Raw genomic sequence first — 25,284 nt, 5'->3', positions numbered from 1 at the left:
AACGAATCATCAGCGCAGCGCCGACCACCACGCGACCGCAGCGCGGCCGGGAGCCCGGCATGACTGCTAGCGAGACGGCGATACGGCTCACCGGGTATGCGCACGGGGGCGGCTGTGCCTGCAAGATCCCGCCCGGGGAGTTGGAGGCGGTGGTCGCGGGGCTGCGGGGCACGCCGTCGCCCGCGGAGCGGGAGCTGATCGTGGGGCTGGACGACGGGGACGATGCCGCGGTGGTGCGGATCGGGGCGGACCGGGCGGTGGTGTCGACGGCGGACTTCTTCACGCCGGTGGTGGACGACGCGTACGACTGGGGGCGGATCGCGGCGGCGAACGCGCTGTCCGACGTGTACGCGATGGGTGGCACCCCGATCGTGGCGATCAATCTGCTGGCCTGGCCGCGGGATCGGCTGCCGCTGGAGCTGGCGGGAGAGGTGCTGCGCGGCGGGCTGGACGTGGCGCGGGAGGCGGGCTGCCCGGTGGCCGGCGGGCACAGCGTGGACGATCCGGAGCCCAAGTACGGCATGGCCGTCACCGGCCTGGTCGACCCGGGGCGGCTGCTGCGCAACGACGCGGGGCGGCCGGGCGTGCCGCTGACGCTGACCAAGCCGCTCGGCATCGGCGTGCTGAACAGCCGGCACAAGGCGACCGGCGAGCGGTTCCCGCACGCGGTGGCCGCGATGACCGCGCTGAACCGGGACGCGGCCGAGGCGGCGGTGGCGGCGGGCGCGGTGGCGGCCACCGACGTGACCGGCTTCGGGCTGCTCGGCCACCTGCACAAGCTGGCCCGGGCGAGCGGCGTGACCGCGTTCGTGGACGCGTCGGCCGTGCCCTACCTGGACGGTGCGCGGTCCGCGCTCGCGGACGGCTTCGTCAGCGGCGGCACCCGGCGCAACCTGGACTGGGTGCGCCCGCACCTGGACGCGGACGGCGTGGACGAGGGCGAGTTGCTGCTGCTCGCGGACGCGCAGACCTCCGGCGGCCTGCTGGTCGCGGGCGAGCTCCCCGGGCACCCGGTGATCGGCGAGCTGCGCGCGGCGGACCGGGAGGGTCGCACGCTGATCGTCCGCTGACATGAACGATCCGCTCACTCATGTCACCTTTCGTGTCCGTACACATCGCTCTCCGTGACCCGGGTACCACTCGCTTCGTCCGCGAGGACACAAGGGAAGCGACAAGCAAGGGCACGAGGAGGAACCATGAGCATCACGTCCGAGCACTGGCAGTCCCTGCCCGGCCGTACCGTCTTCGACCGCGACGGCGACCGGGTGGGAACCGTGGGTCAGGTGTGGACCGGGGCGGACGGGACCGGCGCGGAGTGGATCAGCGTGCGCACCGGCCTGTTCGGCCTGCGGGACACGCTGATCCCGCTCGGCCCGGCCGAACTGCGCGGTGACGAGCTGCACGTGCCGTTCGACAAGTCGACGATCAAGCAGGCGCCGCGGGTGGAGAACGACGGCGACGAGCCGCTCGACCAGACCGAGGTGCAGCGCCTGTACTCCTACTACGCCGGCTTCGCCAACGGCGGCCGGCACCGCGGCGACAAGGCCATGACCCGGTCCGAGGAACGGCTCCAGGTCGGTACGGAGCGGCAGACGACCGGCAAGGCCCGGCTGCGCAAGTACGTGGTCACCGAGGAGGTCCGGACCACCGTGCCGGTGCAGCGGGAGGAGGTGCGCCTGGAGCGCGAGCCGATCACGGACGCGAACCGGGACGACGCCTACGCCGGCCCGGACATCAGCGAGGCCGAGCACGAGGTGACGCTGCACGCGGAACGGCCCGTGGTGAGCAAGGAGGCGGTCCCGGTGGAGCGGGTGCGCCTCGGCACCGAGACCGTCCAGGACGAGGAGACGGTCGGTGGGCGCGTCCGCAAGGAGCGCATCGAGGCCGACCTGCCGGACCGCCGGCGCTGACCGCTAGGAGTCGGGGGTGCCGGAGGACGGCATCCCCGACCAGGCCTCCGCGCTCGTGGTGACCGGGCGGTCCGCCGCCGCGGCCTCCTCGATGGCCAGCCCGATCAGGTGGTCCTGGGCGGCCTCGGCCAGCGGGTACGGCGGCGGGCCCGCGCCGCGCACCCAGGCCGCGGTGGCGTCCAGCAGCGCGGCGGTGGCGATCTCGTCGTCGTTCCAGCGGCGGCCCGGGTACGGGTTGGTCCACAGCACCTCGGTGCCCAGCGTGATCGACTCCGTGTCGAAGCCGTTCAGGTCCAGTTCGTGGCCGCTCTGCCGGCGGGTCAGCGGCGTCCGGGCCAGCCCGCGCGGGCCGGTCGGGTGCACGATCTCGTCGTCGTGCAGCTCGCCGTGCGTACCGCGGATCAGCAGCCGGCGGAAGCGCAGCAGGTTGCGGGTCTGCCCGGTGGTGAAGTCGTAGAGCGCGGACCGGCCGGCGCCGAAGTCGAGCATGGCGATCGTGGTGACGGCCGGGCGTGGCGTGGTCTCGCCGGTCCATCCGGCGCGGTCCAGCGGGTGCAGCAGCGGCGCCTCGGTGCGGCCGGCCCGTACCGTCGCGGCATCGTGCCCGGCGCCGAGCAGGCCGCGGATCAGCGCGACCGCGTGGTAGAGCTGCGTGGACGACACCTGGACCTGGGTCGGCGCGCCGATGATGCCGGTACGGACCGCGGCGGCGCGCGCCGCGTGCGTGGGCATCAGCGGGTACTGCTCCGCGACCTGCACCAGCCCGCTGCCGCCCACGTCGGCCCAGAGTGCGCGCAGCGCCGGCAGGTCCGGCGCGGGCGGCGTCTCGGCCAGCACCGGCACGCCGTGCGCCACGCACTCGCGGATCACGTCCGGGTTCCGGTCCCACGGCACCGCGGTGATCACGAGGCCGGGCCGCGCGTCGCGCAGGCACGCGCCGAGCGAGTCGTACCTGGGTACGGGCAGCGGGCGCGGCGTGCGCACGACCGCGCCCACGCAGCGCAGGCCGTCCAGCGCGGTGGCGACGCGATGCAGCGTGGCGGCGCGGAAGCCGAAGCCGACCAGCGCGTACGTGGTGGTCAAGACGCGTCGTCGGCGGCCGCCGCTTCGCGGGCGGCGAGCCGGGCGCGCTGCGGGATGACCGTGTACTTCGGGTCCTTCGCCGAGGCCACGCCGCCGTCGAAGATCCCGAACCGGGTCGCCGCGGAGGCCGCCAGCAGCGCCGCTCCGGAGAGCGCGGAGATCACCCGGCTGCGGCGGCCGAGCACCGCGCCGGCCGCGCCCGCGATGGTCAGCACCCGGCTCAGCCGCAGCAGCCGGCCGGCCCGGCCCTGCCGGTACGGCTCGCTGAGCAGCCCCATCCCGTGCTCGACCCGGTGCGCCGCCGCCTGTTCCAGCACCGCGCCGGCGACCGCGAGCCGTACCGCCGGCCGGTTCTGCTCCACCGGCGCGGCGATCAGCCCGACCGCGGCACCGCTGGCGAGCGCGCTGCCGCCGAACACGAACGGCAATTCCGGGTACGCCTCGTGCCAGGACGGCGTGGCCGTGTCCGCCAGCAGCACCGCCGTGTAGGTGGCCAGCGCGGGCGCGGCCGCGGCGGCGGCCAGCCCGGACGCCCGGCCGGTCAGCGGCATGGCGCGGCGCAGCAGGCCGAGCGGGCCGCGCTCGGGCAGCACCGCGGGCGCGATCTCGGCCGCGGCGGCCACGCCGGCCGCGCCGCCGAACGCGGAGAGGATCCAGGTGCCCATCGACATCGGCGAGGTCGGCTTGGCGATGCGCAGCATGTGGTGGAAGCGCTCGGGCCGGCCGAGGTCCGCGATCAGGAAGTACGTGCTGGCGCCGAGCGCGCCGAGCGCGGCGATCCGGCCGGCGCGGCGCAGCGCGGGCCGCCCGGTGAGGTCGCCGCCGGCGCCGAGCAGCGCGGACCCGGCCGCGAGTCCGCCGGTGAACAGGTACGCCGCGATCTCGTGCGTCCAGACCGGCGCCTTGACGATCGGCCGGTTGTAGTACGAGCGGAACTCCGCCTCGGGCACCATGATCTCTTCGCGCGACCGCGACCGCGACCGGGACCCGGAGCGCTTCGGCCGGTCCGCCACGTCGCGCTCGGCCCGCCGGTCCACGTCCTGGCCGCCCTTGCCGACGCCCGGCGCCGCGGCGTCCCGCTCCGGGGTCTCGAAGACGCTCACCGTGACCGCCCCGCGAACGCCACTATCGCCGCTCCGGCCATCGCCAGCGCCGCCAGCCCGGCCCGCTTCCACATCGCCGGGAGATCGCGCGTGGTGACGACCGGGTCCGGCGGCAGACCGTACACCTCGGGCTCGTCGAGCAGCAGGAAGAACGCGCCGTCGCCGCCCACGCCGTCGTTCTCGTCGTGCCCGTAGAGCCGTGCCGTGGTCTCGCCCGCCGCCCGCAGCGCGTCCACCCGCTGCGCCGCGCGCTCGCGCAGCTCGGACAACTCACCGTACTGGATGGACTCGGTCGGGCAGGCCTGCGCGCAGGCGGGCGTCAGGCCGTCGCCGACCCGGTCGTAGCAGAGCGTGCACTTCCAGGCGCGGCCGTCGTCCTTGCGCTGGTCGACCACGCCGTACGGGCAGGCCGGGATGCAGTAGCCGCAGCCGTTGCAGATGTCCTCCTGCACCACGACCGTGCCGAACTCGGTACGGAACAGCGCGCCGGTCGGGCACACGTCCAGGCAGCCCGCGTGCGTGCAGTGCTTGCACACGTTGGACATCATCAGCCAGCGGAAGTCCGGCCGCGTCTCGCCGGGCGGCGGCCCGATGCCCGGCATGCCCAGCGACACGGCCGGCGCCTTGACCGGCGTGTCCACCGCGCTCACCGAGGCCGGCATCGGCTGCTCGACGAAGTGGACGGCACGCCACGAGTTCGCCGACAGCCCGCCGGTGTTGTCGAAGGACTGGCCGAGCAGGTCGAACCCGTCCGCGGGTACGCCGTTCCACTCCTTGCAGGCGACCTCGCACGCCTTGCAGCCGATGCAGACGCTGGTGTCGGTGAAGAAGCCCATCCGGGGCGGCGCGTCCACGTACCCGGCGTCGGGCGCCGGGTCCAGCGGACCGTACAGGCTGCCCATCTAGTCGTCCTCCCCGGTGGTGGCGATCGGCGTCACGTGGTCGTCGGTCAGGCCCGCGCGGCGCCGGTACGACGCCACGTACTCCAGCAGTGCCTTACCCGTAGGGCGCCGCCCGGGCACCAGGTCGCATGTGCCGATCTTGCTTTCCTGGATGAGCGTGTTCGGGTCCAGCGTGATGCCGAAGAGGTCGTTCGTGGAGTCGCCGGTGACCACGCCGTTGGCGCCGAAGTGGTACGGCAGCCAGATCTGGTGCACCGTGCGGCCCTCGACGCGCAGCGGCCGCAGCCGGTCGGTGACGAACACCCGCGCCTCGACCGCGGACCGGCCGGTGACCAGGTGCGCCCAGTCCAGATGCCGCAGGCCCAGCTCGCCGGCGAGCTGCGGGGACACCTCGACGAACAGGCCGGGCTGCAGCTCCGCGAGGTACGGCAGCGTGCGGCTCATGCCGCCGGCGGTGTGGTGCTCGGTGAGCCGGCTGACGGTGAACACGTACGGGAAGACCTCGCTGTGCGCCTCCGGCGGGCTCGGGTTGATCTGATTGTCCGCGCGCCGGTAGATCTTCCGGGTCGGGTTCGCCTGCTGGCCGTAGAGCGGGTTGCGGATCAGCGACTCGGCCGGCTCGTAGTGCGTCGGCATCGGGCCGTCGATCAGCCCGCTCGGCACGTACAGCCAGCCCTTCCCGTCGCCCTGCATGATGAACGCGTCGTCGCCGGCGATCGCGTCGACGCCGCTCGCGTCCTCCGGCGGGCGGTAGGACGGCGGCTTCGTCTTCTCGAAGTCGGGCACGTCGTGCCCGGTCCACTCGCCTTTGTCCTCGTCCCACCAGACGTAGGCCTTGCGCGCGCTCCACGGCCGCCCGTCGGGATCGGCGGACGCGCGGTTGTAGAGCGTGCGCCGGTTCGCCGGCCAGGCCCAGCCCCACTCCGCGGCCACGTGGTCCTGCTCGCCGCGCGGCTTGCGGCGGGCGGCCTGGTTGACGCCGTCCTTGTACACGCCGGTGTAGATCCAGCAGCCGCCGAGCGTGCTGCCGTCGTCGCGCATCTCGGTGAACGAGGAGAGCGGGCGGCCGCTCGCCACTTCGTACCCGTTGATCTCCTTGAGCACGTCCTCCGCGCTCGGCTCCCGGTGCGCGCCGTGCTCGGGGTAGTCCCAGGCCAGGTCCAGCACCGCGCGGTCGCGCGGCAGTTCGGAGCCGGCCAGCCGCTCGCGGATCATGCGGCCGAGGTGGTAGAAGAACCACAGCTCGGAGCGGCAGTCCTGGGGCGGCTCGACCGCCTTCTCGCGCCACTGGAGCAGGCGCTGCGTCTGGGTGAACGTGCCCTCCTTCTCCACGTGGCTGGCGGCCGGCATGAAGAACACCTCGGTCTTGCAGCTCTCCGGCGTGATCTCCCCGGTCTCCACCTCCGGCCCGTTCTTCCAGAACGTGGCGCTCTCGATCATGTAGAGGTCGCGGACGACCAGCCAGTCCAGGTTGGCCATGCCGAGCCGCTGCGCCTTGCCGTGCGCCGACCCGACCGCGGGGTTCTGCCCGAGCAGGAAGTAACCCTTGACCTTCCCGTCGATCATGTTCAGGACCTGCTGGTACGTGCCGTGGTCGCCGCTGAGCCGGGGCAGCCATCCGTACCCGAAATCGTTCTCCGGCGTGGCCGCGTCGCCCCAGTACGCCTTGAGCAGGTTGACCGCGTAGGCGCGCGCGTTCGCCCAGAAGCCCTTCTGGCCCGGGTGCCGGATGCTGTCGATCCAGTCGTCGAACGTGTCGTGCTGGCCCACGGTCGGCATCGGCAGGTAGCCGGGGAGCAGGTTGAACAGCGTCGGGATGTCGGTGGACCCCTGGATGCTGGCGTGACCGCGCAGCGCCATGATGCCGCCGCCCGGCCGCCCCATGTTGCCGAGCAGCAGCTGGATGATCGCGCCGGTCCGGATGTACTGCACGCCCACGCTGTGCTGGGTCCAGCCGACGGAGTAGACCAGCGCCGTGGTCCGCTCCCGGCCGGAGTTGCGCGTCCAGGCCTCGCAGACCTTCAGGAACTCCCGCGCGGGTACGCCGGTGAGGCCCTCGACGACCTCCGGCGTGTAGCGCGCGAAGTGCCGCTTCAGGATCTGGTAGACGCAGCGCGGGTCCTGGAGCGACTCGTCCCGGCGCGTCTGTGCCGGCACCGGCGGGCCGTGCGACTCCTGCTGGAGCCCGGCCGCGGTCTCCCGCTGCGTGTGCGACTCCTGCTCGCTGTCGTGCGTGCGCGCCTGGTGGCCGGCGTAGTTCCAGCTGGTCTGGTCGTAGACGTTGTTCTCCGGGTCGTACCCGGAGAACAGCCCGTCCAGGTCCTCGGTGTCACGGAAGTCGTCGGAGACGATGGTGGCCGCGTTCGTGTACGCCAGCACGTACTCCCGGAAGTCGAGCTCGTTCTCCAGGATGTAGTTGACGACGCCGCCGAGGAACGCGATGTCCGCACCGGCCCGGATCGGCACGTGCTTGTGCGCCAGCGCGCTGGTCCGGGTGAACCGCGGGTCGACGTGGATGATCGTCGCGCCGCGCCTCTTCGCCTCCATCACCCACTGGAACCCGACCGGGTGTGCCTCGGCCATGTTGGAACCCTGGATGATGATGCAGTCCGCGTTGGCCAGGTCCTGCTGGAACCCGGTGGCCCCGCCACGGCCGAAAGAAGTTCCCAGACCGGGAACGGTGGCGGAGTGTCAAATGCGCGCCTGGTTCTCGATCTGGATGGCGCCCATCGCGGTGAAGAGCTTCTTGATCAGATAGTTCTCTTCGTTGTCCAGCGTGGCGCCGCCCAGGCTCGCGATGCCGAGCGTGCGGTGCAGCGGGCGGCCGTCGGCGTCCGCGTCCTCCCAGGTCCGCTCGCGCGCGGCCACGACCCGGTCGGCGATCATCTCCATCGCCGTGTCGAGGTCGAGCTCCTCCCAGTCCGTGCCGTACGGCCGGCGGTAGAGCACGGTCCGCACCCGGTCCGGGTTCGTCACCAGGCTCTTGCTGGCCGAGCCCTTCGGGCAGAGGCGGCCGCGGGAGATCGGGCTGTCCGGGTCGCCCTCGATCTGGGTGACCGCGCCGTCCTTGACGTAGACGCGCTGGCCACAGCCGACCGCACAGTACGGGCAGACGGACTTCGCCACGGAGTCGGCGGTCTCGGTGCGCGCGGTCAGGCTCTTGGAGCGCGACGACTGCGCGGCGAGCCCGCGGCCGAGCGGATCGGTGCCGGTGAGCTGCCGCCACACCGGCCACCCCTCGATGAAGGTCTTGACTCCCATGGCGCGCTCACCTCCCTCGACCTCCTGTCTACCCCGATGATCGCCGCGCAACCACCCTTTCGGGACACGAAATGTCATACCCGTCCGGTAAGACCATGACCATGACACCTACCGTCACCCACGTCGCCGAGTTCAGCGAGCCCGGCTCGTCCGCGCTGCCCTGGTCCGAGGCCGAGCGCGTGCTGGTCGAGTCCGAGATGTTCTGGCTCTCCACGGTCCGGGCGGACGGCCGCCCGCACGTGGCACCGCTGCCCGCGATGTGGGTGGACGGCCGCGCCCACTTCTGCACCGGCGCGCACGAGCAGAAGGCGGTCAACCTCGCCGTTCACCCGTCGTGCGCGCTCACCACGGGCACCAGCACGTACCGTGCGGGGATTGACCTGGTGATCGAGGGCACCGCCGCGATCACCCGGGACGAGGAGCTGCTGGGCGAGTTGGCCGCGCTGTGGCGGTCCAAGCTGGACTGGACGTTCGAGGTGCGGGGCGGCGCGTTCACCGATCCCGCGCAGGGCACCGTGGCGCCGGTCTACGCGCTGACCCCGGTCAAGATCCTCGCGTTCACCAAGGCGCCGTACTCGCAGACCCGCTACACGTTCTGAGCTCCGGCGAGCGTCCAGACCGCGTGGGCGACCGCGTCCGCGTTCCGGTCCAGCGCGACGTCGTCGATGTTGCTCGTGGTGTCGCACCGCGCGTGATAGCACGGGTCGAAGCGGGCACCCGCGGTGCCGCCCCAGAGCGCCGCCTGCGCGCTGGTCTTCGCGCCCTCCGCCCCGGTGAACGTGCCACCCGCGGGGATGCCGCGCGCGATGAACGGGCCGTAGTCGCTGCGCCCGTCGAAGTCAGTGCCCCGCGTGGGTACGCCGATGCCGGCGAAGTAGCCCTCGATCACCGCCTCGATCTCCGCGGACCCGGCCGGGCCGGGACCGGCACCCGTACCGTCGGAGTTGTCGCCGTCGTAGACGAAGTAGCCCGCGTTCGGCGAGCCCACCATGTCGAAGTTGAGATAGCCCGTGATCTGCGCCCGCGCCGCCGCCGGCAGCGTGCTCACATAGTGCGTGGAGCCGCGCAGCCCCTGCTCCTCCGCGCCCCACCAGGCGAAACGCAGGTGACGGCCGGGCACGAGGCCCTGCGCGGCGACCGCGAGCGCGGTCTCCAGGATCGCGGCGGAACCGCTGCCGTTGTCGTTGATGCCCGGTCCCGCGGCCACGCTGTCCAGGTGCGCGCCGACCATCAGCACGTCGTCGGGGTCGCCGCCCGGCCAGTCCGCGATCAGGTTGTAGCCGGTGGCGCCGCCGTACGTGAACGACTGCACGACCGTGGTGTAACCGGCCGCGTCCAGCCGGCCCTTCACATACGTGATCGAGGCGAGGAAGCCCGGCCGGCCGTGCGCCCGGTTGCCCCCGTTGGCGGTGGCGATCGACTGGAACTCGGCCAGGTGCGCCTTCACCGCGGACAGCGGGATGTCCGGCGCCGCGGGCGGGGCCGCGACCACCGGCGCCGACGTGACGAGCAGGAGGGCGGCGCTCAGCGCGTGGATCAGCACGGGGTCTCCCCGGGGGTGTAGGGACGCGGCCGTGATCAGGCTCCCTACACCCCGGGGAACGTTTCAATAGTCGGACGTCGATCCTTCAGATGCCGCTGGTTTCCGTCACCGCCGCACGACGCCGGTCACCACGCACGTCTCGCCGTCCGGGCCCTCGCCGATCTTCACCGGCTCGTCGCCGGTGTCGTTGCCCTCGAACAGGTCGCAGAGCGAGATCTCCTCGTCCGCGTCCCCGATGATCGTGACACCGTCGACGGTGAGCCGGTCGCCCAGGTTCGCGTTGACGCCGGCGAGCGTGTCACCCGGCGCGGTCACGGTGATGTTCTCCATGGTGACGGTGCGCGCGGCCTGCGTGGAACAGTTGCCGCACGACCGGTAGAGCTTGCCGAAGCCGGACACCTCGAAGTTCCGGATCGTGACCGACCCACCGGCGCCGCGGTTGTCCTGGAAGACCTTGTCGTCCGCGCCCGCCGCACTGCCGCCGTCGATCACCACGGTCGCGTTCGTACCGCGGAACGTGGCCGCGTCCTCCCCCACGTTCTCCCAGAAGACGTTCCGCAGCGTGCAACTGCCGGCGCAGTGCACGCCGTCCGCGGCCGGATCGCCGAGGATCACGTTCTCCAGCGTGGCGCCGTCGGCCAGCCGAAACAGCGGGTCCTGTCCCTCCTCCTGCCCACCGCCACCGAGGTCACCACCGCCGATGAACCGTTGACCGGCCCCGTCGAACACGCCGTCGACCTCGATCGACTCGGTCACCACCCGCTCCCCGGTGGCGGGCGGCGTCTCCGCGGACGCCAGCGTCGTGGTCGCCACCGCGGCTCCGGCTCCCAGCACGGCCACGGCCGCGATGATCAGCTTCCGCCGTACAGCACCTGTCATGATCAAGCCTTCCTGTCGCGTTCGCCGGCCGCCCTGGTCCCGGGGGCGGGCGGCCCTGCCCATGCGCACGCGGCGAGTCTCGACCCGGTTTGACCACCGCAGAAAATTAAGCAACCCCTAAAGGCCCCATAAGCCCCGAATCCGCCATGCAGGCACGGCGGCGCGGGCCGCGACGCCGGCAGAACCGGGTCAGCGGGAGCGGGCGAGTTTCCGCGCGGCGCGGCGGGCGCGGCGGGCCAGGTGGTCGGAGTCCGCGGTGACCAGCGTGTTGTCGCGGACGATCTCCCGGCCCCCGACGAGCAGCGCCTCCAGCGGAGCCGGAGGCCCGAGGACCAGCGCGGCCACCGGGTCCGCGATGCCCGCGTGACCCAGACCGTCGAGGCGCCACAGCGCCAGGTCCGCGAGTTTGCCGACCTCGATGGACCCCAGGTCGGCGTCACGGCCGAGGCAGCGGGCGCCGCCGAGCGTAGCCATGGTGAGGGCCTCGCGGACCGTCAGCGCCGTGGGGCCGCCGCGGAGGCGGGCGGTGTAGAGGGCGTGGCGGAGTTCGGCGATCATGGCGCCGTTCTCCTGGGAGGCGGCGCCGTCGACGCCGAGGCCGATCGTGCCGCCGGCGTCCAGCAGGGCGCGCACCGGGGCGGTGCCGGCGCCGAGGCGCGCGTTGGAGGCGGGGCAGTGCGCGACGGCCGTACCGGACGAGGTGATGGTGGAGATCGCGGCCGGGGAGAGGTGGACGGCGTGGGCGAGCCAGACGTCGTCGCCGAGCCAGCCGAGGCCGGCGGCGTACTCGACCGGGTCGCAGCCGTGCGTGGCGCGGCAGTAGTCCTCCTCGTCGGCGGTCTCGGCGAGGTGGGTGTGGAGGCGGACGCCGCGGTCGCGGGCCAGCGCGGCGGACTCGCGCATCAGCGTGTCGGTGACGGAGAACGGCGAGCAGGGCGCGACCGCGATCCGGAGCATGGCGGACGGGGACGGGTCGTGGAAGCGGTCGATCGCGTCCGCGGTGGCGGCGAGCGCGGCGTCCGTGGTCTCCACGACGGAGTCGGGCGGCAGGCCGCCGGCGGAGGCGCCGAGGTCCATCGCGCCGCGGGTGGGGTGGAAGCGCAGGCCGATCTCGGCGGCGGCGGTGACGGTGGCGGCGAGCAGATCCCCGGCACCGGCCGGGTGCAGGTAGTGGTGGTCGGTGCTGAGCGTGCAGCCGGTGAGCGCCAGCCAGCCGAGCCCGGCCGCCGCGCCGGCGTGCACGATCTCCTCGTCGATGCGGGCCCAGATCGGGTAGAGCGTGGTGAGCCAGCCGAACAGCGTGTCGTCCTGGGCGAGTCCGCGGGTGGCCCACTGGTAGAGGTGGTGGTGCGTGTTGACCAGGCCGGGGGTGAGCAGGCAGCCGGTACCGTCGATGCGCCGGACGGCGCCGTGCACGCGCCCGGCGTGGCCGCTGCCGACCGCGGTGATCCGGCCGGTGCCCTCGTCGACGATCACGTGGCCGTCCAGGTGCTCCGGCCCGGAGACGGTGGCGACCGCGCAGTTCTCGATGATGATCACGAGACGTCGTCCCGGACCACCGACCCCTCGATCAGGCCGTACGGGCGGTCGTCCGCGTGGAACACCTCGGGCGCGGCGTCCAGCCCGTACGGCGTGCAGTCGACCACGAAGTGGTGCTTGTTCGGCAGGCGCAGCCGGATCTCGGCCAGGTCGGGGCACGCCTCCAGCACGGCCTTGCCCATCGCGAAGAGCGTCTGCTGCAGCGAGTAGCTGTAGGTGCCGGTGAACGCCTCGATCATGGCCGCGCGGGCACGGCCGAAGACCGCGTCGAAGTCGGCCTCGGGCGTGATGAACCGCCACCGGGCGTCCACCGCAGTGGCCAGGATTCGGTCGGACGTCTCGGCCAGGGTGGTGTACGGGTCCCTGATGAACCCGGAGAACTCCGAGTCCGTCGAGTTGAGCAGCGTCAGCCCGGTGAGCCCGCCGAACACCTCGGTGCCGGGCTCCGCGACGACCACCTCCGCGGTACGCACGGCGGAGCCGTCCCGGGAGAACGAGTGCGGCCCGAGCCGGTTCCACGGGTACTCCTCGATCTCCACCCGCGCGCCCGTGATCGTCTCCTGGGAGGACGTGAAGTGCCGGGCCAGCAGCAGCGCGAACGCCTCGGGCGAGGCGATGCCGTGCTGCTTCGCGAACGCGTACACCGTGTTCTTCTGCGTGTCGGTGGGCAGCACGTTGGCGTTGTCGCCGGTCAGGTGCGTGTCGGCGAGGTCGCCGGAGAGCGCCACGCTGACGTTCAGGTCGGTGATGGAGTGGGTGCCGCCGTCGCGGGTGACCCGCACGACCCGGGTCTCCGCCTTGCCGTACCGGTTCGGGCCGAGCACGATCGCCACGTCGTCTAACTCCCTCGGTAGGTGGTGTACCCGTACGGGCTGAGCAGCAGCGGCACGTGGTAGTGCCGCCGCGGGTCGTGCACGTGGAACGCCACGGTGATCTCCGGGAAGAACGCGTTCCCGCCCAGGTACGGCTCGACGTAGAAGACCAGCCGGTAGCCGCCCGCCTGCCAGGCGTTGATCGGCGCCCACTCGCGGAGCCGGCCGTCGTCGTCGGTGCGGCCCTCCGCGACCGTGGACCAGCCGTCCGCGTCCCGCCGCTCGAGCCGCACGTAGACGCCGCGGGCCGGTTCCCCGGAGACGGTGTCCAGGATGTGCGTGGAGATGCTCGCGTACTCGGTCATCCGAACAGCCTCTCCAGCCGCAGCCGCACGATCCTCGTCAGCTCGCCGTGCACCACGCGGCGCTCGGTGGGCTCGTCGTTGTCCAGCCGGGACCGCGCCGCGGCCAGCATCTCCACATCGGACCGGCCGCTCGCGAAGATCAGGAACACGTGCCCGAACCGCTCCTCGTACGCCGCGTTCGCCTCGGCCAGCGCGGCGCGCACGTCGTCGGTGGCGGCGTCCATGCCGGACTGCTCGCGCCGGGACCAGGCGCTCTCCCGGTCGGCGCCGGTGACGCGCTGCCCGATCCGCGGGTGCGCCGCGAGCGCCTCGAGCACGTCGTCCCAGCCGAGCACGGCCAGCGCCGCGTCACTGACCGCCAGCAGGGCGTCGAGCCGTGGGTACGGCCGGCGCGCGGCCACCTCGGACACCCACCGGGACGAGGCGCAGCAGGTGCGCAGCTCCTCGCGCGCCGCCTCCTCCGGGAGTGCGTTGAGTTCAGCGAGCGTCACCCGGACAGTCAATCAGCCCAGGCATCGATCATGAAGCTCTTTGATCATCATTTTGCGAACCGGAAACGATCGGGTGGTCCAGGTCCTCGTCCGACGCCACGTCGCCGACCGGCACGATCCGCACCAGGTCGCGATGTGCCCGCAGGTACGGCCGCGCGCCCACGTCGCCGGTGGCGAGCGCGGCCACGCCGGCCCAGTGATCGCGGCCGAGCAGCACCGGATGCCCGGCGTGATCGTCGTATCCGCCCATCGCCAGCGCGTCGGGCGCACCGGCCGCGGCCAGCCGCCGCACCGCGGCCGCGGAGACGCCCGGCGTGTCCACCAGCAGCACCACGGCCGCGTCCACCTCGGCACGGCGGGCCAGCGCGGTCAGGCCGGCGCGCAGCGACGAGCCCATGCCGGTCGCCCATTCCTCGTTGATCACCACGTCGGCGCCGGTGAGCGCGGCCCGTGCGCGCACGTCCGCGGCGGCGGCACCCAGCACGACCAGCACGGGATCGCAGCCGCCGGCCGCCAGCGCGCGGGCGGCGCGGTCGGCGAGCAACTCGCCGTCGAGCGGGACGAGCGCCTTGGGCATGCCGTAGCGGCGGCCGGCGCCCGCGGCGAGAAGGAGTCCTGCGACGTGGCTCACCCGCGTCAGCGTACCCGCGGCCGGATTTCGGTTGTGCACAACTTAATCGGCCGCTAGCCTTTGACGGGTGACGGACGATCCGGCGATCGGCATGAGTCTGCGGTACCAGCTCTGCTTCGCGCTCTACTCGGCGTCGCGCGCGGTGACCGATCTCTACCGGCCGCTGCTCGACCGGGCCGGCCTGACCTACCCGCAGTACCTGGTGCTGCTGGTGCTCTGGGAACGGCCGGACGAGCCGGTGACCGTCAAGGAACTGGGCACCGCACTGCGACTGGACTCCGGCACGCTCTCGCCGATGCTCAAGCGCGTCGAGGCGGCCGGGCTGATCCGGCGGCAGCGCCGCGCCGCGGACGAGCGCGTGGTCGAGGTCCGGCTCACCGACGCCGGGCGCGCGCTGCGCGCCGAGTGCGCGGCCGTGCCCATGACGATCGCCGGCGGCCTCGGCATCTCCCTCGACGACTACGCCCGGTTGCACCGGGCGCTGGAGCAGATCACCAACACCATCCACGGTACGAAGGAGTGATGCGGATGTCCGCCATCTACACGGCCGAGGTCACGTCGTCCGGCGACGGGCGCAACGGCGCGGTCACCTCCTCGGACGGCCTGATCGACTTCCCGGTCGCCGCGCCGAGGGAACTGGGCGGCGCGGGCGGCGCCACCAACCCGGAGCAGCTGTTCGCCGCCGGGTTCGCGGCGTGCTTCCACTCCGCGATGCGGCTGGTCGCCCGCCGTCAGAAGCTGGACCTGGGCGACTCCACGGTCACCGCGAAGGTCGGCCTGGTCCGCGCCACCGACCGGCCGGCGCTGGGGCTGACCGTCACGCTCGAGGTCGCGGTGCCCACGCTGGACGCGGCGGCCGTCACCGCGCTGACCGACGCGGCCGAGCAGGTCTGCCCCTACTCCAACGCGGTCCGCGGCAACGTCGACGTGCGGGTGGTGCACGGCTGAACGGCGCTCACGCGGCGCGCTCCAGCGGGACCGGGGCGCCGTATAGGTAGCCCTGGCCGAGCGGGCAGCCGAGCGCGGCCAGGGCGTCGGCCTGCGGCGCCGCCTCGATGCCCTCCGCTATCACGGACGCGCCCAGGTCCCGGCAGATCGCCAGCACGGACCGGACCAGCGCGCGCGACCGCTCGTCCGCCGTGGTCAGCGTGGCGTCCAGCTTGACGATCGAGACCGGCAGCGCGTGCAGTTGCGCCAGCGAGTTGAAGCCGGTGCCGAAGTCGTCCAGCGCCAGCCGTACGCCCATCCGCTGCAACCGCCCGGCCGCCGCCACCGCCGCGCCCAGGTCCGCGATCCGGCGCGTCTCGGTGATCTCCAGGATCAGCCGCTCCGGCGCCAGCCCGTGCCGGCGCAGCGCGTCCGCCACCGCGATCTCCAGCTCCGGGCGGCCCAGGCGGCCGGCGGAGACGTTCACGTGCACGGCCACGTCGCGGCCGTGCAGCTCGGCCAGCGCGCGGGCGTCCCGCGCCGCGGTGTCCAGCACGAAGTCGTCCAGCGCGGCGACCAGCCCGGCCCGCTCCGCGACGGCGACGAACACGTCCGGCCCGATCACGCCGAGGTCCGGGTGCGTCCAGCGGGCGAGCGCCTCCACGGCCAGCACCGCACCGCCGTGCAGGTCCACGATCGGCTGGTAGTGCACCGCGAACCCGGACGAGGCCGGCTCGGCGGCCAGCGCCTCGGCGAGCAGGCCGGGCAGGTCCGCGTCGCCGCCGCCGTCGCGGGTGCCGGCGTACCGCACCAGGATGTTCTTGCCGCGCCGCTTGCCGGCGTACATGGCCGCGTCCGCGCGCCGCAGCAGCGCGTCACCGGTCAGGCCGATGTCGTACGGCTCCGGCGCCACCACGCCCACGCTCGCCGCCACCGTGACCGGCTTGCCGTCGACCAGCACCGGCTCGCGCAGCGCGGCCAGGATTCGCTCCCCCACCAGGCCGGGCGCGACGTGGTCCGCCTCCAGCAGCACCGCGAACTCGTCGCCGCCGAGCCGCGCGACCAGGTCGTCCCGGCGCACGCAGCGCTGCAGCCGGGCCGCGATCTCCTGGAGCATCCGGTCGCCGGCCGCGTGCCCGAAGCTGTCGTTGACGAACTTGAAGTCGTCCAGGTCCACGAAGAGCAGCGCGATCGGCCGCCCCTCCTCCCGGTGCGCGTCCACGGCCGCGCTCAGCCGCCGGCCGAACAGCTCCCGGTTGGCCAGCCCGGTCAGCGGATCGTGGGTGGCCTGGTGGGCGAGCCGGCGCCGCGCCTCCGCGACGGACAGCAGCAGCGCCCGGTTGTCCACGATGGTCACCATCTGGCGCACGATCACCAACAGCAGCCCGAGCCAGCCGAGCGCCACCTCCGGCCAGGTCAGCGGGTGGCCGACCAGCGTCCGGATGGCCAGCGTGACCCCGGTCGCGACCACCGGCAGCACCGGCAGCAGCAGGAAGACCGGGTCCAGCCCGTCCGTGTCGGCCGACGGCGGCTCCTCCGGCGCGGGGGCCAGCGAGGCCAGCGCGACCAGCGCCGGGCCGAGCACCCAGCCGGCGCTGTGCAGCGGCGACATCCGCTCCGCGCCGGTGGACACCAGGTACGCGTAGAAGCCGTCGGACACGGCCAGCGCCAGCAGGCCGCCGCCGAGCAGCAGCAGCGGTGGCCGCAGCGCGCGGGGTGGCTGCCGCACCGCCAGCAGCAGCGCGAGCAGCACCGCCAGCAGGGCGTCCATCACCAGGTGCGCGACGGCGGCGACCAGCGCGCCGGGCGGGCCCTCGCCGGCCTGGAGCACCGCGCGGATCGGCGCCCAGGAGAGCATGACCACGGACCCGAGCACGATCACCACGTCCAGCATGGTCACCACGTGCGCGCGACGGGACGGGTTGAGCACCCGGCGCGGCGAGACGGCCGCGACGGTCAGCAGCGCCCAGAGCGCGAACACCGGCAGCGCCATGTAGCCGAGCTCGGCCGGCGCCGGACCGGGCAGGTAGTCCGTGCCGAACAGCTGGTACACGGTCCAGATGAGCTGGCCGAGCGCCCAGCCGACCATGCCGGCGCCGATCAGCCGCCGCCACGCGCGGCCGGCGCCGCTCGTGCCGCGCGCGGTGACCAGGCAGCAGACCGCGGCCGCGATCCCGGCCGTCAACTGCGCCAGGTTGTCCAGCGCGACGCCGGCCCGGCCGGTGACCACGCCGCTGGTGCTCACGGCGACGACGAGCGCGACCGCCAGGAGCGTGACCGCGGCGACGGCGGCGAACCTGGTGCGCGGGCGAGCGGGAGCGTCGCCGAGGGGCAGCATCGCCGTCGCGAGGCGCGTAGAGGTCATCACCACTCACCGGAGGCTGCGCGGGGATTCCCGCGACCGGTCCGTAACCTACCCCAGGTCGCGCCGCCGCGCGATTCGGCGCTACCCGGCGCCGGTGCCCGCGTTCGCCGGCTCTGCCGGTTCGGAGGCGCAGGTGGCGCCCTGCGGGTCCGGCTCGGCCGGGCCCTCGACCAGCTCGACCAGCACCACCGTGATGTTGTCCGGCCCGCCGGCGCGCAGCGCGAGATCGATGAGCCGCTTCGCGCACTCCTGCATGTCCGGGTAGTCCGTCATGGTCTGCGTCATGGTCTCCGCGGACACCACGCCGGAGAGGCCGTCGGAGCAGAGCAGCCAGCGGTCGCCGGCCTGCGGCGGAATCTTCGCGTACGCCGGCGCGACCGCCTCGCCCTGCAACGCCTGGGTGACCACGGACCGGCGCGGGTGCACGCTCGCCTCGTCCTCGGTGATCACGCCCTCGTCCACCAGCATCTGCACGTACGTGTCGTCGCGGGTGAGCTGCACCAGCTTGCCGTCACGCAACAGGTACGCCCGGGAGTCACCCACGTGGACCAGCGCGAACTGCGTGCCGGAGAACAGCAGCGCGGTGAGCGTGGTGCCCATGCCCTGCAGCGACGGGTTCGCCGCGACGTGCTCGTGGATGCGCGCGTTGGCCGCCTCGACCATCGCGTGCAGCGCCTCGACCTGCTGGTCGTCCGCGATCAGCGAGTCGAACGGCGTGACCGCCTCGATGGTGAGCTGGCTGGCCACCTCGCCGGCGGCCATGCCGCCCATGCCGTCGGCGACGGCCGCCAGGTAGCGCCCGGCGTAGGCGCAGTCCTGGTTACCGCTCCGGATGAGGCCGCGGTCGGTCATGGCCGCGGATCGCAGCTGCAAGGTCATGGCGGAAGCCTGCCAAATCGTCGTCGGCCTGTCTCCAGGCGGTGGTATCCCATCATGGTCCGCCAACCGGTCACGTCGTGCGCCGGGTTCGGCGGGAGAATCACTCGGCCCGCACGGGTCGCCCCTGACACCGTGGGTCGGGCTCGGTTCGTCGCTGTTTCGGTGCCATCCACTCCAGCGCGGTGTCCTCCGCGTACCACCCCTGCACGTAGACCGCGCTGGATGGCACCTGCTCCGCCTCGGGACACAGCGTACGGGACCGCACGGCGGACGACGGGATGAACCTGACCCGGCCGTCCGCGTCCATCAGCGTGACCATGCTGTCGTCCACCGTGATCAGGCGCCCGCGCCACACCTCGACCGCCGGCTCCTCGTCGTCCCCCGCCGGGGTTACGGCCTCCCGGGTGACGGTGGTGGCCTCGGGGGTGACGACCGCGCCGGCCGTGGCCTCGATCGCGGTGTCCGGCAGAATCGGCGCGCGCATGAACAGCACGCCGATCGCGAACGGCGCCACGATGGAGGCCGCCACCGCGGCCCAGTGCGTGCCGAGCCGTGCGACGCCGGGCGGGATCGGGCCGGTCAGCACGGGCGCCACCGCGGGCGGCACGCCGAGCAGCACCGCGTTGATCGTCTCCCCGCCGCGGATCGCCGCCATGATCGCCGGTCCGAGCCAGAGGTACGCCAGGATCGCGGACGCGACCGGCACCGCCGTGCCCATGAACAGCAGCACGATCCGGTCGTCGCCGCGGCGCAGCCAGGTGGTCAGCCCGACGCTCATCAGCACCAGCATGAGCAGCGTGGGCAGGAACCGCATCTGCCAGGTGATCGCGGCCAGCAGCACCGCGATGACCACGGCCCAGTCCGGCATGCGCAGCGTCACCACCGCGAGCAGCGACCGGCGGGCGTCCTCCCGGCTCGGCGCGCTGATCAGCAGCAGCGTGCCGAACACCCGGATCAGCAGCACCATCGCCGGCAGCACCCAGACCAGCGTGATGGTCAGCGAGGTGATCAGGCCGAGCGGGCTGACGTACTGGACGAGCAGCAGCATGGTGGCGAGGTCCTGCCGGCTGAGGTACCACAGCCGCAGCACCAGCAGGACCAGCGGGAACGCGGGCAGCAGCGACAGCAGCCACTGCTGCTGCGCGCGCGTGCCGGCCGGCAGCCGGAGCGAGTCGGCCGCCGGTTCGGTCATCCGAGCCCTCCAGAGAACCACTCCCGGACCTCGGGCTTGTCCACCTGCGGCTGCTCCGGCCGGGCCAGCGGCACGCCCGGGTTGTGCGGCACGCTCGACCGGATGTTGCGGTCGAAGGCCTCCTCCCAGCGGGCGTCGTCCGGGTCCTCGCGGGAGTGCCAGAGGCTGAGGTTGACCAGTTGGAGCAGCGCGTCGTTCTCGCCGACGTTGATCCCGTACGCCTCGGTGGTGGTCAGACCGATGTCCCAGTGCCGCAGGTCCGGGTTCTTCGCCCGGATGCCGCCGAGGATCGCCGCGTCCGTGCTGACCGCCTCCACCTGGCCCGCGCGCAGCGCCTTGACGCACTCGCTGATGGTGAGCTGCGACTGCACGATGTTGCCGGCCGCCGCGGCCGCCGTGGCGCTGGTGGCGGTCGCCAGGCTGCACACCCGCTTGCCGCGCAGGTCGTCCAGCGTGGCGACCGGCGGATGATCACCCAGCGTGAGCACGGACTGCTCGGTGTAGAGGTACGGCGCGGAGAACGACACTCCGGGCGTCGACTTCCGTTCCTCCGTGATGCTGAAGCTGGCGATGACCAGGTCGACGATGACCACGTTCGCCCCGTCCGGCGTCTCCGCCTGCATGCGCTCGCGGTCCTCGCTCTGGATCTGGTAGAACTCGACCTCGTTGCGGCGGAACCCCAGATCCTCCGCCACCAGGTAGGCGATCTCGATGTCGAAACCGGTGAACGTGCCGTCCGGCTGCCGCTCGGCGATTCCGGGCTGGTCGAACTTCACGCCGATCCGGAGGGATCGTTTGCCGTTGAGCCCGGCCTCGGCGCGTAGCTCGTCCACGGACGGGGTACGACCGAGGAAGACCAGACTGACGGTGATGGCCACGACCAGCACCGACAGTCCCGCCAGCGTCACGAAGCGAAAACGCATCCAGAGCGGGTGCGACAGAACTGTCGGCTTCCGGTCAGGGATTTCCACCACCTCGTCGCCGGCCCCGGGATCCTCCTGGTCGGACACGTCACCACACCCCCCGCGAACACCGCACCCCGTGCTGAATCGATGGAGCGTTCATGTTCTCCTAAGAGACCGCACGAGGACAGACCACAATCCGGACGAGCGCACCGCACCGGCGCACCGAGGTACACCGATGATCACGGCACGCGAACAGGAATGTACGTGCCGTGAAGCGATCAGTCACCGGTCACGGCCTGTGACTTCCGCCCGTGGAGTGGAGTTCTACGCTTCGCGGCGCGACTCTTGAAGACGGCCCACATCGACTTACGAGGGGATCCTTCCCGCAATGCAGGTACCGGCAAAACCGCCCGCCCCGGAGGACACCGCACCGGTTCCTCAGGCGGCTCCCGGCAAGGCGCGCACGATCCTGTCCATATCCCGCAAGGTGCTCACCCTCGGGATGCTCGGTCTGGTGGGCGGCGCGGTGGTGGCCGGCGCCGCGCTTCCGGCGAGCGCCACGGCCGGCCTCGCGGCGAAGCTGGCCAGCGACTCGTTCGAGGACCTGCCGAGCGCGCTCCAGACGCCGCCGACCGCGCAGACGTCGTACCTGTACGCGAACGACGGCAAGACCCAGATCACGCAGTTCTACGAGGAGAACCGCACCGACGTCGAGAGCGACGACATCGCGAAGGTGATGAAGGACGCGATCGTCGCGGCCGAGGACACCCGGTTCTACGTGCACGGCGGCGTCGACATCAAGGGCCTGGTGCGCGCGTTCGTCTCCAACGCGCAGGGCGGTGAGGTCTCCCAGGGCGCGTCCACGCTGACCATGCAGTACGTGCGTAACGTGCTGAAGAACGACCCGACCATCACCGAGGAGGAGCGCAAGGCCGCGACGGAGCAGACCACCGGCCGCAAGCTCCAGGAGATCCGGTACGCGGTCACCATCGAGGACTCGCTGGAGAAGGAGGAGATCCTCCGCCGGTACCTGAACATCGCCTACTTCGGCAACCAGGCGTACGGCATCTCCGCGGCCGCGAACGCGTACTTCTCCACCACGGCGGACAAGCTCACGCTCGGCCAGGCCGCCACCATCGCCGGCCTGGTGCAGTCGCCGGACCTCTACGACCCGGTCAACAACGACGAGGACGGCGCGATCACCCGGCGCAACTACGTGCTCGGCGCGATGGTCGGCACCGGCGCGATCACCCAGGCGGAGGCGGACAAGGCGCTCGCCGAGCCGCTCAACCTCAAGCCGAACCGCTCGCCCGGCAACTGCACCGCGGTCCCCGAGCAGTACAACAACTGGGGCTTCTTCTGCGACTACTTCACCCAGTGGTGGTCGGAGCAGGAGGAGTTCGGCTCCACGCCGTCCGCGCGGCTCGACGCGCTGAAGAAGGGCGGCTTCCGGATCGTCACGTCGATGGACCCGGCGATCCAGAACAAGCTGGCCGACGAGTCGAAGAAGATCTACGCCCTGGACAACCCGAAGGCGGCGCCGTACGCCGCGGTCGAGCCGGCCACCGGCAAGGTCAAGGCGCTGGCGATCAACCGGCGGTACAGCATCGAGGACAACCCGGGCGGGAAGAAGTACCCGAACACGGTGAACCAGCTGATCGCCGGCAGCGAGGACTCCGCGGGCTACCAGTGGGGCTCGACGTTCAAGGGATTCGTCATGCTGGCCGCGCTGGAGAACGGCATCGCGCTGGACAAGGGCTTCACCACGAAGTCGCCGTACAAGTCGATCTACCCGATCAGCGGCACGCCGAACTGCGGCGGCTACTGGTGCCCGGGCAACGCGGTCCCGAGCTACCAGGACGGCTACCAGAACATGTGGACCGGCTTCGGCAAGTCCTCCAACACCTACTTCGTCAAGCTGGAGGAGACGGTCGGCGCGGACAAGGCCGTGGAGATGGCGAAGCGGCTCGGGATCAAGTTCCGGGGCAGCGACGCGGACTTCGCCGAGCCGGAGGCGGCCAAGAGCTGGGGCACGTTCACGCTCGGCGTGTCCGCCACCACGCCGCTGCAGATGGCGAACGCGTACGCCACCTTGGCGGCCGACGGCAAGTACTGCCAGCCGACTCCGGTCGTCTCGATCACGGACACCACCGGCACGTCCAGCGAGGCGGCCGCGAAGGTCTCCCAGCCGGACTGCGTGCAGGCCATCGACAAGGACGTGGCCCGGGCCGCCGCGGACGCGGGCCGCTGCCCGGTCGGTCAGCGCCCGCAGCGGGGCACCTGCAGCAACGGCACCTCGACGCAGGTGGCCGGCATCATGGGCAACATCCCGATCACCGGCAAGACCGGTACCGCGTCGGCCAACGAGACCGTGTCGTTCATCGGCGTCACCCCGAAGCTGGCCATCGCCGGCATCGCGGTGAACCCGGACAATCCGCGCGACGCGGTCGGCGACGCGATCCACGACTCGATCATCAACGCGGCCGCGCGCACGCTGCGCGACGCGGCCAAGGGGCAGAAGATGAACAACTTCCCGGCCCCGAGCGAGAAGATCGCGTTCAAGTCCGGTTCCGCGTCGAACCCGGAGCGCGCGCCCGCGCCGCAGAACTCCAGCAGGCCCGGCAACAGCGGCGGCGGGAACAACCGCCCCCGCTGACGCGAGCCCGATCGGGGGTACGCCAGGCATCTGGCGTACCCCCGGACGGGTTTTATGGGCCGACTCCCCCGGTGTTTGCGCCGGTAGCCGGCTTATCGGCGTTTATCCTGGGCCTGTGCCCACTCCAAGATCGCTGACCGTCGCCACCGCCGCCGTGCTCGCCGCGCCCGCGCTCGCGCTGCCGCTGCTCGCCGCCTCCCCCGCGGCCGCCGCCCCGGCCGCGGGGGCCACCGAGCTCGCGCCGGTCTGGGCCCCGCTCGCCTCCACCGCGGCCGGCCTGGTGAAGCAGGAGGTCACGGTCGTGGTCCCGGAGGGCTGGACGATGCAGTTGGCGAACCGGCACCCGGACTACCCCTGCTGCGTGGTCGTGCCGAACGGCTTCTACGCGCGCGAGTCGGCGAACCGGATCAGCTACACGCCGACGCTGGGCTTCGTCGGCACGGCGGACCCGGTGACGATCGAGCTCACCGACCCGGCCGGGGAGCGGCACACCACCACGTACACCGCGACCGTCACCCGCCCGGCACCGCCCGCGCTCAAGGACCTGACCAGCGCCGGGGCCCCGGGCAAGCAACAGTCGGTGGAGGTGTTGCTGCCGCCCGGCGCCGGGATCGGCTACGTCGACGCGGCCGGCGCGGAGATCCCGGCGCCGGCCACCGCGCGCGGCGAGTTCTCGCTGACCGCGATCTCCGGCGTGTCCGCGGAGGCGGACCGCCCGTTCGACCCGACGCTCATCTCCGCGGCCGGGTACGTGACCTTCACGCCCGCGCGCGGCGCCGCCCCCGGGCCGGTCCCGCCGGTCCGCTACCGGGTCACCGACGCGTACGGCCAGACCTCGATCGCCACCTACACGCCGTCCGTCACCGGTTACGCCGCGAAGTAGCCCGGCCCCGGGCCGCGCGGACCTGGCGGGTGCGTCGTAGGGTGCTGCCGTGGCGGGAATCTTGCAGGGCATCACATCCAGGCTCACCGGCTCGTCCGTGCCCGGTCAGCGCACCGGAGGTCTGCGCGCGAACGCGGCGCACCTGACCCGGCGGCTGACCGGCCGCCCCACCGCGCGGCCCGGCACCGGCCGCGAGGGCCGTCCCGCGCGCCCCACGCCCGCCACCGCGCGCATCCGCCGGGGCCGCCAGCTGGTCTATTCGCCGGAGCTGGACGGCCGGGCCGACCCGGGCGAGATCGTCTGGACCTGGGTCGCGTACGAGGAGGACGCGTCGCAGGGCAAGGACCGCCCGGTGCTGGTCGTCGGCCGGGACGGCGCGGTGCTGCTCGGCCTGATGCTCTCCAGCCAGAGCGAGCGCCAGGGCCAGCGGCACTGGCTGGCGCTCGGCCCCGGCGACTGGGACCGGGAGAAGCGGCCCAGCTTCGTCCGGCTCGACCGGGTCATCCAGGTGCGGGAGGACGGCATCCGGCGCGAGGGCGCGATCCTGGACCGCCCCCGCTTCGACCGGATCGCGGGCGTGCTGCGGCACACGTACAACTGGGGCTGAGCCGCTCACAGGCGGCACTCAGGAAGGTGCCGCACTCTTGGGTGACGTACCCGGGAGGTCACCATGCTCGCCCTGATCAGCACGGTCCTGCTGCTGTTCCAGTTCCTGCTCATCGCCCGCGCCCTGCTCGACTGGAGCACGGTGCTGGCCGGCCCGTCGATGCCCGGCTCGTTCCGCGACCGCGCCACCCGCGTCGTGCACGCGGTCACCGAGCCCGTCCTCGCCCCGGTCCGCCGCATCCTGCCTCCGGTCCGCCTGGGCGCGGTCGGCATCGACCTCTCCTTCATCGTGGTCTTCGCCGTCGTCGTCCTGCTCCAGGCCTTCATCTGACAGTCGTTCCCGGGGTTGGGT

At 72.6% G+C, this 25,284-nt stretch carries 22 protein-coding genes and 2 pseudogenes; 9 read left to right on the top strand and 15 right to left on the bottom strand.

What is annotated here, in order from left to right:
- Positions 1-59: 59 nt before the first annotated feature.
- Entirely contained in the window at positions 60-1,070 is a 1,011-nt protein-coding gene (gene selD / locus J2S41_RS03705; RefSeq protein ID WP_310363041.1) for a selenide, water dikinase SelD, read from the top strand.
- A gap of 126 nt (positions 1,071-1,196) precedes the next feature.
- Positions 1,197-1,910, top strand: coding sequence for a DUF2382 domain-containing protein (locus J2S41_RS03700; RefSeq protein WP_310363038.1), 714 nt, complete (start codon positions 1,197-1,199; stop codon positions 1,908-1,910).
- 3 nt (positions 1,911-1,913) lie between these two features.
- On the opposite strand, the gene J2S41_RS03695 is transcribed toward J2S41_RS03700, so the two are convergent.
- The 4 genes from J2S41_RS03695 to fdh form a co-directional block, all read right to left on the bottom strand.
- Positions 1,914-2,993 carry a Gfo/Idh/MocA family oxidoreductase gene (locus J2S41_RS03695; RefSeq protein ID WP_310363035.1) on the bottom strand — a complete coding sequence of 360 codons (1,080 nt, stop codon included), beginning with the start codon at positions 2,991-2,993 and terminating at the stop codon, positions 1,914-1,916.
- Positions 2,990-3,946, bottom strand: a complete 957-nt coding sequence (nrfD, locus tag J2S41_RS03690; protein WP_310376268.1) for an NrfD/PsrC family molybdoenzyme membrane anchor subunit — start codon at positions 3,944-3,946, stop codon at positions 2,990-2,992. The genes J2S41_RS03695 and nrfD overlap by 4 nt, the downstream gene beginning before the upstream one ends.
- 146 nt (positions 3,947-4,092) lie before the next feature.
- Entirely contained in the window at positions 4,093-4,998 is a 906-nt protein-coding gene (locus tag J2S41_RS03685; RefSeq protein WP_310363032.1) for a 4Fe-4S dicluster domain-containing protein, read from the bottom strand.
- Positions 4,999-8,259: a formate dehydrogenase gene (gene fdh / locus J2S41_RS03680; RefSeq protein WP_310363028.1), complete on the bottom strand. Its 3,261-nt coding sequence runs from the start codon at positions 8,257-8,259 to the stop codon at positions 4,999-5,001.
- 95 nt (positions 8,260-8,354) lie between these two features.
- On the opposite strand from fdh, the gene J2S41_RS03675 reads away from it, so the two are divergent.
- Positions 8,355-8,858: a pyridoxamine 5'-phosphate oxidase family protein gene (locus J2S41_RS03675; RefSeq protein ID WP_310363026.1), complete on the top strand. Its 504-nt coding sequence runs from the start codon at positions 8,355-8,357 to the stop codon at positions 8,856-8,858.
- A 5-nt stretch (positions 8,859-8,863) separates the two neighbouring features.
- Here the strand turns inward: J2S41_RS03675 and J2S41_RS03670 are convergent.
- The 7 genes and pseudogenes from J2S41_RS03670 to J2S41_RS03640 all read right to left on the bottom strand — a co-directional run.
- A pseudogene (locus J2S41_RS03670) lies at positions 8,864-9,787 on the bottom strand (M28 family metallopeptidase); the annotation flags it as partial.
- Positions 9,788-9,907: 120 nt separating this feature from the next.
- The gene (locus J2S41_RS03665; RefSeq protein ID WP_310363023.1) at positions 9,908-10,681 is read right to left on the bottom strand and encodes a pectate lyase; all 774 of its coding nucleotides are present in this window, start codon (positions 10,679-10,681) and stop codon (positions 9,908-9,910) included.
- Between the two features lie 189 nt (positions 10,682-10,870).
- Positions 10,871-12,220, bottom strand: a complete 1,350-nt coding sequence (locus tag J2S41_RS03660) for an 8-oxoguanine deaminase (protein WP_310363021.1) — start codon at positions 12,218-12,220, stop codon at positions 10,871-10,873.
- Positions 12,217-13,053, bottom strand: a complete 837-nt coding sequence (gene pucL, locus J2S41_RS03655) for a factor-independent urate hydroxylase (protein ID WP_310363019.1) — start codon at positions 13,051-13,053, stop codon at positions 12,217-12,219. The genes J2S41_RS03660 and pucL overlap by 4 nt, the downstream gene beginning before the upstream one ends.
- A 5-nt stretch (positions 13,054-13,058) precedes the next feature.
- Positions 13,059-13,397, bottom strand: coding sequence for a hydroxyisourate hydrolase (gene uraH / locus J2S41_RS03650; protein ID WP_310363017.1), 339 nt, complete (start codon positions 13,395-13,397; stop codon positions 13,059-13,061).
- On the bottom strand, positions 13,394-13,888 hold the full coding sequence (gene uraD / locus J2S41_RS03645; RefSeq protein WP_310363015.1) for a 2-oxo-4-hydroxy-4-carboxy-5-ureidoimidazoline decarboxylase: 495 nt from the start codon (positions 13,886-13,888) through the stop codon (positions 13,394-13,396). Before uraD ends, uraH begins: the two co-directional genes overlap by 4 nt.
- Positions 13,889-13,916: 28 nt before the next feature.
- Complete coding sequence (locus J2S41_RS03640; RefSeq protein ID WP_310363012.1) at positions 13,917-14,519, bottom strand: nucleotidyltransferase family protein; 603 nt, start codon at positions 14,517-14,519, stop codon at positions 13,917-13,919.
- 91 nt (positions 14,520-14,610) lie between these two features.
- On the opposite strand from J2S41_RS03640, the gene J2S41_RS03635 reads away from it, so the two are divergent.
- Together J2S41_RS03635 and J2S41_RS03630 are read left to right on the top strand one after the other, a co-directional pair.
- A complete protein-coding gene (locus J2S41_RS03635) occupies positions 14,611-15,042 on the top strand; it encodes a MarR family winged helix-turn-helix transcriptional regulator (RefSeq protein WP_374728242.1) in 432 nt (143 codons plus the stop codon).
- Positions 15,043-15,047: 5 nt separating this feature from the next.
- Positions 15,048-15,467, top strand: coding sequence for an organic hydroperoxide resistance protein (locus tag J2S41_RS03630; RefSeq protein ID WP_310363008.1), 420 nt, complete (start codon positions 15,048-15,050; stop codon positions 15,465-15,467).
- Between the two features lie 7 nt (positions 15,468-15,474).
- Here the strand turns inward: J2S41_RS03630 and J2S41_RS03625 are convergent, their stop codons facing one another.
- The 4 genes and pseudogenes from J2S41_RS03625 to J2S41_RS03610 all read right to left on the bottom strand — a co-directional run bounded on the left by J2S41_RS03625 (position 15,475) and on the right by J2S41_RS03610 (position 20,805).
- The gene (locus J2S41_RS03625) at positions 15,475-17,811 is read right to left on the bottom strand and encodes a putative bifunctional diguanylate cyclase/phosphodiesterase (RefSeq protein WP_310363005.1); all 2,337 of its coding nucleotides are present in this window, start codon (positions 17,809-17,811) and stop codon (positions 15,475-15,477) included.
- A gap of 165 nt (positions 17,812-17,976) precedes the next feature.
- Positions 17,977-18,690: pseudogene (locus J2S41_RS03620) on the bottom strand (PP2C family protein-serine/threonine phosphatase); the annotation flags it as partial.
- Between the two features lie 100 nt (positions 18,691-18,790).
- Complete coding sequence (locus J2S41_RS03615) at positions 18,791-19,882, bottom strand: hypothetical protein (RefSeq protein WP_310363001.1); 1,092 nt, start codon at positions 19,880-19,882, stop codon at positions 18,791-18,793.
- On the bottom strand, positions 19,879-20,805 hold the full coding sequence (locus J2S41_RS03610; RefSeq protein WP_310362998.1) for a transporter substrate-binding domain-containing protein: 927 nt from the start codon (positions 20,803-20,805) through the stop codon (positions 19,879-19,881). Before J2S41_RS03610 ends, J2S41_RS03615 begins: the two co-directional genes overlap by 4 nt.
- 370 nt (positions 20,806-21,175) lie before the next feature.
- Here J2S41_RS03610 and J2S41_RS03605 point away from each other — a divergent pair, with 370 nt between their 5' ends.
- The 4 genes from J2S41_RS03605 (at position 21,176) to J2S41_RS03590 (ending at position 25,263) form a co-directional block, all read left to right on the top strand.
- Positions 21,176-23,443 carry a transglycosylase domain-containing protein gene (locus J2S41_RS03605; protein WP_310362997.1) on the top strand — a complete coding sequence of 756 codons (2,268 nt, stop codon included), beginning with the start codon at positions 21,176-21,178 and terminating at the stop codon, positions 23,441-23,443.
- A gap of 115 nt (positions 23,444-23,558) precedes the next feature.
- Positions 23,559-24,326, top strand: coding sequence for a hypothetical protein (locus J2S41_RS03600; protein WP_310362995.1), 768 nt, complete (start codon positions 23,559-23,561; stop codon positions 24,324-24,326).
- A gap of 142 nt (positions 24,327-24,468) precedes the next feature.
- Positions 24,469-24,933: a type II toxin-antitoxin system PemK/MazF family toxin gene (locus J2S41_RS03595; RefSeq protein WP_374728241.1), complete on the top strand. Its 465-nt coding sequence runs from the start codon at positions 24,469-24,471 to the stop codon at positions 24,931-24,933.
- A gap of 63 nt (positions 24,934-24,996) precedes the next feature.
- Positions 24,997-25,263 carry a YggT family protein gene (locus J2S41_RS03590; protein WP_310362987.1) on the top strand — a complete coding sequence of 89 codons (267 nt, stop codon included), beginning with the start codon at positions 24,997-24,999 and terminating at the stop codon, positions 25,261-25,263.
- Positions 25,264-25,284: the final 21 nt, after the last annotated feature.

The sequence above is a fragment of the Catenuloplanes atrovinosus genome, assembly GCF_031458235.1.
Classification (GTDB): domain Bacteria; phylum Actinomycetota; class Actinomycetes; order Mycobacteriales; family Micromonosporaceae; genus Catenuloplanes; species Catenuloplanes atrovinosus.
Note: the sequence above shows the minus strand (reverse complement) of the source record. Positions and strands in the feature narration are given on the sequence as shown.